We start from the raw sequence: 8,924 nt of genomic DNA, 5'->3' as shown, positions 1-8,924 counted from the left end.
TTGTCGTCGCCCGTGAAGACAGCCCCGGTGATACCCGGCTGGTCGCCTACCTCTGTCCGCAGCTCGGCGTCACCCCCGACCCCGCCGACCTGCGTCAGCAGCTCAGCCTGCATCTGGCCGAGTACATGGTGCCCGGCGCGTTTGTCACCCTCGACGCCTTCCCGCTTACCCCTAACGGCAAGCTCGACCGCAAGGCCCTGCCCGCCCCTGACCAGTCCGCTGTGGCAACCCGCGACTATGCCGCTCCGCAGGGTGAGGTCGAAACCGCACTGGCCGCTATCTGGCAGGAACTGCTGGGGCTGGCACGCGTCGGCCGCCACGACCACTTCTTCGAGCTCGGCGGCCACTCGCTGATGGCCGTCAGCCTGATTGAGCGACTCCGTAATGTGGGCCTGACGCTGGACGTGCGTAGCATTTTTTCCGCACCGGTGCTGAGTGAAATGGCACAGGCGATACTAGCGCATCAGGATAAACCGGCTGTGGTGGTGCCGCCCAACCGCATTCCAGCAGGCTGCACCGCCATCACGCCCGACCGGCTTCCGCTGGTAACGCTCACCCAGCCGGAGATCGATACGGTGGTGGCTACCGTCGCCGGCGGAGCTGCAAACGTACAGGATATCTATCCGCTTTCGCCTCTGCAGGAAGGCATACTCTTCCACTATCGCTTTCAGGAGCAGGGTGACACCTACCTGCTGTACCACTTGCTGGCGTTTCAGGATCGCGCTCGTCTTGATGCCTTTTTAGATGCGCTTCAGCAGGTTATCGATCGCCACGATATCCTGCGCACCGCCGTCTGCTGGCAGGGACTAAGCCAGCCGGTGCAGGTGGTCTGGCGTCAGGCAGTCTTGCCCATCAACACCTTTGAACCGACGTCATCAGATGACGTTCCGGCTCAGTTGAAGAAACAGACCGACCCACGCACCCGCCGTCTTAATCTGAATCAGGCACCGTTGCTCTCGGCCGACATTGCTCACGATCCGACAACGGGTGAATGGCTGCTAGCCTTAGGATTACACCACCTGATTAGCGATCATATGACGCTGACGCTGATCGTCGGTGAAATCCGCCAACTGTTGCAGGGTCAGCAGGATGCCCTGCCAACTCCGCTGCCGTACCGTAACTTTATTGCCCAAATATTAAGCGTCCCGAATACGGAGCATGAAGCGTATTTTCGCGAACGGCTGGCGGATATTGATGCGCCGACGATTCCTTTCGATTTACTGGATACACAGGGAGAGGGCGAGAATATCGCTGAAGTCCGCATGCCGCTTCCTGCGCCATTATCCAGCGCAATATATCAGCAGTCCCGTCGTTTAGGGATCAGCCCCGGAGTGCTGTTCCATGTGGCCTGGGCGCAGGTGCTGGCGCAGACCAGCGGCCGTGACGATGTCGTCTTCGGCACAGTGCTGTTAGGCCGCTTGCAAGGTTCTGCGGGTGCCGACCAGGTCATGGGGATGTTTATCAATACGCTGCCGCTGCGGATTTCTCTTGCCGAACGCAGCGTTTTGGACGCGGTACAGGAAACCTATCACGATTTGACAGCGCTGTTGGCACATGAGCAGACACCGCTTGCGCTCGCTCAACGCTGTAGCGGCGTGGCACCACCCATGCCACTGTTCAGCGCCCTCCTCAACTATCGCCATACGCAGATAAATAAAGATACCCGTCCCTGGGAAGGCATTCGGGTGCTGACGGAAAATATACGTACCAACTATCCGTTTACACTTTCGGTGGATGATATCGGGGACGGGTTCAGTTTCCTGGCACAAACCAGCACAGAAATTGATCCTGCGCGAATCGCTCACTATCTGCTCACCGCGATCCACGGTCTGGTTGAGGCATTGGAGAACGAGCCACAGCGCCCAGTCCTGACGTTATCCGTCCTGCCGGAAAATGAACGCCAAAAACTACTGGTCGATTTCAACGCTACTGATGTCGTACGACCTGACTCTGCACTCGCCCACGTGCAGTTCGAAGCACAGGTTAAACGCACTCCTGACGCCACAGCAGTGGTATTTGAGTCGCAATCATTAAGCTACGACGAACTTAACCGTCAAGCCAACCGCCTCGCCCATCACCTGCTCTCACTCGGTATACAGCCGGACGATCGGGTCGCGATTTGCGTTGAGCGCAGTCTGGAGATGGTTGTCGGCATGCTGGCGGTACTCAAAGCCGGCGGAGCCTATGTGCCGTTAGATCCGTCTTACCCCGTTGACCGTCTGACTTACATGCTAGAGGACGCGGAACCTGTCGCACTGCTAACGCAAACCGATCTGGTCACCCAGTTGGGTAGCCATCTCCCTGTGATCGAACTCGATAATCTGCCAGCCGCTATCGCTGACGAATCACCAGACCATAACCCTGATCCAGGATCGTTCGGCCTGACGCCACGCCATCTGGCCTATGTTATTTATACTTCCGGTTCTACCGGCAAGCCGAAAGGAGTGATGGTTGAGCATCGCAGTATGTGTAACCTGCTTAGCGGACAGATAGAGGCTTTGCATATTGCAGCAGACAGCCATGTGATTCAGTTGGCTTCTTTCAGTTTTGATGTCTGTATGCAGGAATGCTGCATGACGCTGCTAGCAGGTGCGACGCTCTACCTTGCCGAACGCGCGGCTATCCTGCCGGGGGCAGCACTTCGTCAAACGCTGGAAGACAACACGATTACGCACATGCTGATAACACCGACAGCATTGGCGGCACTGGATGGGCTACCGGAAACATTACAGACGCTGGTCGTCGGCGGTGAAATTTGCCCGCCTGCGTTAGTCAAACGCTGGGCAGCCGGACGGCATATGTTTAACGCCTATGGTCCGACGGAAACCACCGTCTGCGCCACGCTTTATCCGTGCAGTATTCAGGATGAAAGAGAACCTTGCATTGGTCGCCCGCTTGCCAATACGCGGATCTATATTTTAGATCCACAAGGCAAACTGGTTCCCATCGGCGCGACCGGAGAAATTTACATCGGCGGCATCGGCGTCGCACGCGGCTACCTTAACCGCCCGGCGTTAACGGAAGCGCATTTTATTGCCGATCCGTTTACCGATGATCCCGATGCCCGCCTCTACAAAACGGGCGACCTGGGTCGCTGGCTGCATGATGGCAACATCGACTATCTGGGCCGTAATGACTTCCAGGTGAAAGTACGCGGCTTCCGTATCGAACTGGGGGAAATTGAAGCACGCCTTATTCAGTGCTCGGGCGTGAAAGAAGCTGTCGCAATCGCCCGTGAGGACGAACCGGGAGAGACACGTCTGGTCGCTTACCTCATTGCACAACCCGGTGTTGAGCTGGTGCCTGCCGACCTGCGTCAGCAATTGGCTCACCATTTAGCCGAATATATGGTGCCCAGTGCCTTTGTCACGCTCAATACTTTTCCGCTCACGCCGAATGGCAAACTCGATCGCAAAGCGTTACCCGTTCCTGACCAGACCGCTGTCGTGACCCGTACCTACGAAGCGCCTGTGGGTGAAAAAGAAACCGTTCTGTCGTCCATTTGGCAAAACCTGCTGGGCTTAACGCATGTCGGACGCCGGGATCACTTTTTCGAACTCGGCGGCCATTCACTGATGGCGGTTAACCTGATTGAGCGATTGCGTAATCTGGGTTACCGGCTTGATGTGCGTAGCGTCTTTGCATCACCAACGCTCGCCGATATGGCGGAGTCGATGCAGGTACAGCAGGAGAGTAATCTCAGCGGCGTTGCGGCTAATCTCATCCCCAACGATTGCAAACAAATTACGCCCGACCTGTTGCCGCTGGTCACACTGTCTCAGAATGAAATAGACGCTATCATAGATAGCGTACACGGTGGCACGGCCAATGTGCAGGATATTTATCCGCTCTCTCCCTTACAGGAAGGCATTTTATTCCATCATCGGTTGCAGGCGCAGGGCGATACCTATCTACTCACTAACCTTGTCGCTTTCGATACCCGTGAACGCCTCGATGATTTTTTGGATGCACTACAGCGCGTCATCGATCGCCACGATATTCTGCGCACCGCTCTCTACTGGCAGGGATTAAATCAGCCCGTACAGGTTGTCTGGCGTCAGGCCCCGTTGAGCGTGAATACGTTTGTTCCTGCGCAAACAGAGCACGTTCTGGCGCAGTTAAAAGCATACACTGACCCCAGCGTTCGTCGGCTTAACCTGAATCAGGCACCGCTGTTTGCCACAGATATTGTTCACGACGCTGAGCGGAATGAGTGGCTACTGGCTCTGACCTTTCATCACCTCATCGGTGATCACATGACGCTGGCGCTGATCATTGAAGAAGTGCGGCTGCTATTGCAGAACCGTGGCGACGTACTACCGACGCCATTGCCCTATCGTAACTTTATTGCGCAAAATATCAGCGTTCCCACATCAGCACATGAGGACTATTTCCGCAGCCGATTGGCTGATATCGATGAGCCTACCGCCCCCTTCGGCTTGCTGAATATACAAGGCGACGGAGACAATGTCGTGAAAGCCAGCCAGCTACTCGCCCCGTCGCTCGCCATGGCAATCCGCAAGCAGTGCCGCCAGTTAGGTATCAGCCCAGGTGTTCTGTTCCACGTTGCATGGGCACAGGTGCTGGCGCAAACCAGCGGTCGCGATGATGTCGTCTTCGGATCGGTGCTGCTGGGTCGACTCCAAGGGTCGGCTGGCGCGGATCGGGTCATGGGCATGTTTATCAATACGCTGCCGCTTCGCCTCTCACTTGCCGAGCACGGCGTGCGGGATATCGTCCAATCCACCTACCGCGATCTCACCGCCCTACTTGAACATGAGCAAACCCCGCTTTCCGTGGCGCTGCGATGTAGCGGCGTGACGCCTCCTATACCGTTGTTCAGTACGTTGCTTAATTACCGTCATAGCCAGACAGGGGCAAATGACAACAGCGCCTGGAGCGGTATAAAACTTCTGGCGACCGAAGAACGGACCAACTACCCAATCACACTGTCCGTAGACGATCTGGGAGAAGGATTTAGTCTGGTGGCGCAGACCGTCAGTGAGATCGATCCCGCCCGCATAGTGAATTATATGATGACGGCGTTACGTGGACTCGTTGAGGCGTTAGCCATTGATCCGCTACAGCCCATTCTTGGCTTATCAGTCCTACCGGAAGAGGAGCGTAAAACGCTGCTGGTCGACTTCAACGCGACCGAGGCCGAGCTCCCACGCGAGCTGCTTCATCAGCTCTTTGAACAACAGGCTGCGCGGACGCCAGATGCCATCGCTGTCGCGTTCGAAGAACAGTTGCTCAGCTACGCGGAACTCAACCGCCGCGCCAACCAGTTGGCCCATCATCTGCGTTCTCTGGACGTAAAACCGGATGACCGCATCGCGATTTGCGTCGAACGCAGCCCGGAAATGGTCGTCAGCCTGCTGGGTGTTCTCAAGGCTGGCGCAGCCTATGTGCCACTTGATCCATCCTATCCGGCAGAACGTCTCACTTACATGTTGGATGATTCTGCCCCGGTCGCACTCCTGACACACTCATCACTGCTTGAGTCGTTGCGTTGCGATCTGCCGACAATTCTGCTGGATAACGTTTCCCTGTTCGACGCCTACCCAGAGAGTAATCCTGAGGCCCAGACGTTCGGGCTGACGCCTCACCATCTGGCCTACATCATTTATACCTCGGGTTCGACAGGGAAACCCAAAGGCGTCATGGTTGAGCACCGCAACATTGTGGCCTCGACTTACGCCCGACAGTTAACCTATCCCCCGTTCGAACGGGTATTGCTGCTGTCCTCCATTGCCTTTGACAGCGCGCTTGCCAGCGTATTTGGCACGCTCACGCGCGGAGGAAGCCTGTATCTGCCAGAACAGACGATAACCGTCGATCCGGCGGCCATTTTACATATGCTTCATGAGCACCGCATTTGCTGTCTTTTGTGCGTGCCGTCTTTGGCCCTGAGCCTCTTGCAGATGAGCCACAATGAGGAACTGACCTCTCTGCAAGCGCTGATTGTGGCGGGTGAACGCTGCCCACCGGAAATCCACACCGCGATTGAACAGCTCGGTCTGTCAACCGCACTGTATAACGAATATGGTCCCACAGAAGCCGCCGTGTGGGCGTCCGTCTACCCTGTGGCGTCGTCCGAGACGTTCCACAAGCGATTCACCGTGCCAATTGGTCACCCTATCGCCAATAGCCAAATCTATATTTTGGATCCGCAGGGACGTCCAGCTCTGCTCAACGTCGCCGGGGAAATTCACATCGGCGGCGCAGGCGTGGCACGGGGCTATCTGAATCGCCCAGATCTGACGGCAGAACATTTTATTCCCGATCCCTTCTCACACGAACCAGAAGCCCGAATGTACAAAACCGGCGATCTCGGCCGCTGGCTGCCGGACGGTAATATCGACTATCTGGGTCGTAACGATTTCCAGGTCAAGGTACGCGGCTTCCGTATTGAACTGGGTGAGATTGAGGCACGCCTCATGCAGCTTCCTAACGTGCAGGAAGCGGTGGTCGCCGCGCGCGAAGACATCCCCGGAGATATGCGTCTGGTTGCCTACCTTCGCTCTCAGCCTGACACCGATCTCAATCCCGCCGATCTGCGTCAGCAGTTGGCCGAACAGTTGGCTGAGTACATGGTCCCCAGTGCTTTTGTCACGCTCGATGCCTTCCCACTTACGCCAAACGGCAAGATTGACCGCAAAGCGCTACCCGCGCCGGATCAATCAGCCGTCGCAACACGCGGCTATGTCGCACCGCAAGGAGAACTCGAAACCGCATTGGCCCAGATCTGGCAAGATCTCCTGGGGCTGGACCGCGTTGGTCGCCATGACCAGTTCTTCGAGCTTGGTGGCCATTCCTTGATGGCAGTCAGCCTGATTGAGCGGTTACGCAATATCGGCCAGACACTGGACGTTCGTAGCGTGTTCTCCGCTCCTGTGCTCTGCGATATGGCACAGGCCATACTTACCAATCGCTCAAAACAACCTCTGGTCGTTCCTTCCGTCCTGATTTCACCGGACTGCACAGCCATTACACCGGAACTGCTGCCGCTGATTTCACTTTCTCAGCGTGATATTGACGCGATTGTCGCGACCGTTCCCGGCGGCGCGGCCAATGTGCAGGACATTTACCCGCTCGCGCCGCTGCAAGAAGGGATCTTGTTCCATTATCTGCTTCAGGAACAGGGAGATACCTACCTGTCGCAAACCGTGATTGCTTTTGATAGCCGTGAACGCCTTGATACTTTCCTCAGCGCACTACAACGCGTTATCGAACGCCATGACATCCTGCACACCGCCGTCTGTTGGCAGGGACTTAGCCAGCCTGTCCAGGTGGTCTGGCGTCATGCACAGTTACCGATAAACACGCTGGAGATCGACTCGGACGATGATGTGCTCGGTCAGCTACGCGCCCATACCAGCTCGCATACGCGCCGTATCAATCTGAGTCAGGCACCGTTGCTCACCGCGGATATCGCTCACGATGCAGCCAATCAGGAATGGCTGCTGGCGCTAGGCTTCCATCATCTGGTCTGTGACCACATCACGCTCGCCCTGATGATTGACGAGATACGCACAATCTTGCAGGGCCATGATGATGATCTGCCAACGCCGCTGCCTTACCGTAACTTTATCGCTCAGATTTTAAGTGTGCCCATGTCCGCTCATGAAGCGTATTTCCGCTCCCGGTTGGCCGATGTAGAGGCACCAACCGCGCCTTTTGGTCTGATCGATATAAAAACGGCTGGCGAGCATGTGGACGAAACCATGCAGTATCTTGAGCCTGCATTAGCACAAGCAATACGCCACCGGGCAAACCGACTGGGCGTCAGCCCCAGCGTCCTATTCCATGTGGCCTGGGCACAGGTGTTAGCCCATGTCAGCAACAGCGATGATGTGGTGTTTGGTTCCGTCCTGCTTGGGCGTTTACAAGGTACGGATGGCGCAGACAGAGTAATGGGGATGTTTATTAACACACTGCCGCTGCGCATTTCCCTTAACGACCGCAGCACAATTGATGTCGTACGCTCAACCTATGATGAACTCATCTCGCTTCTGGAGCATGAACAAACGCCGCTGGCGCTGGCACAACGATGCAGTGGCGTCATGCCGCCAATGCCGCTATTCAGTACGTTATTCAACTTCCGTCATAGTCAGCACAGTGCAGCTAACAACGATACGGCCACCAGAGTCTGGCAGGGTATGCGTCAATTAACCGTGGAGGAACGCACCAACTACCCGTTAACCATATCGGTGGACGATCTCGGTAAAAATTTCCGTCTGGTTGCCCAAACCAGTCCAGAAATTGACTCTAGCCGTATCACCCAGTATCTGGAAACCGCGATTCAGGCGTTAATTGAGGCGTTGGCCACGGAGCCAGAGCGTCCTATCATGACGCTGCCGATCCTACCTGACAGCGAACGCCGGCAGGTCATGGTCGACTTCAACGCCACCGACGCCGACTTCCCGCAGGATGCGCTTATCCATCAGCTCGTTGAAGACCAGGCCGCTCGCACACCCGAGGCCATCGCCGTCCTCTTTGAAGACCAGCACCTCTCCTATGACGCACTCAACCGCCGTGCCAACCAGCTCGCGCACCACCTGCTTTCACTCGGCGTCCAGCCCGATGACCGCGTCGCCATTTGCGTCGAGCGCTCTCTCGACATGGTCATCGGACTCCTCGGCATTCTCAAGGCCGGGGCCGCCTATGTTCCGCTTGACCCCGGTTACCCTGCCGAGCGTCTCGCCTACATGCTCGATGATGCCGCCCCCGTCGCCCTGCTCACCCAGGCCGGCCGCCACGAGCTTCAGACCGGTGAACTCCCGCTCATCCTGCTCGATACCGCCGACTTCAGCACGCGGAGTGACCACAACCCCGACATCGCCGGACTCGACGCCCATCATCTGGCCTACGTCATCTACACCTCCGGCTCCACCGGTAAACCCAAGGGCGTCATGAACAGC

The 8,924-nt window shown here is 56.7% G+C and carries 1 protein-coding gene; it reads left to right on the top strand.

From position 1 onward, the window contains the following. Nucleotides 1-8,924: amino acid adenylation domain-containing protein (locus ACIPUG_RS21255; protein ID WP_400340091.1), on the top strand; the 8,924-nt coding region annotated here is incomplete at both ends.

Origin of the sequence: Pectobacterium sp. CHL-2024, from assembly GCF_044751765.1 — a bacterium.
Lineage (GTDB): Bacteria > Pseudomonadota > Gammaproteobacteria > Enterobacterales > Enterobacteriaceae > Pectobacterium > Pectobacterium brasiliense.
Note: the sequence above shows the minus strand (reverse complement) of the source record. Positions and strands in the feature narration are given on the sequence as shown.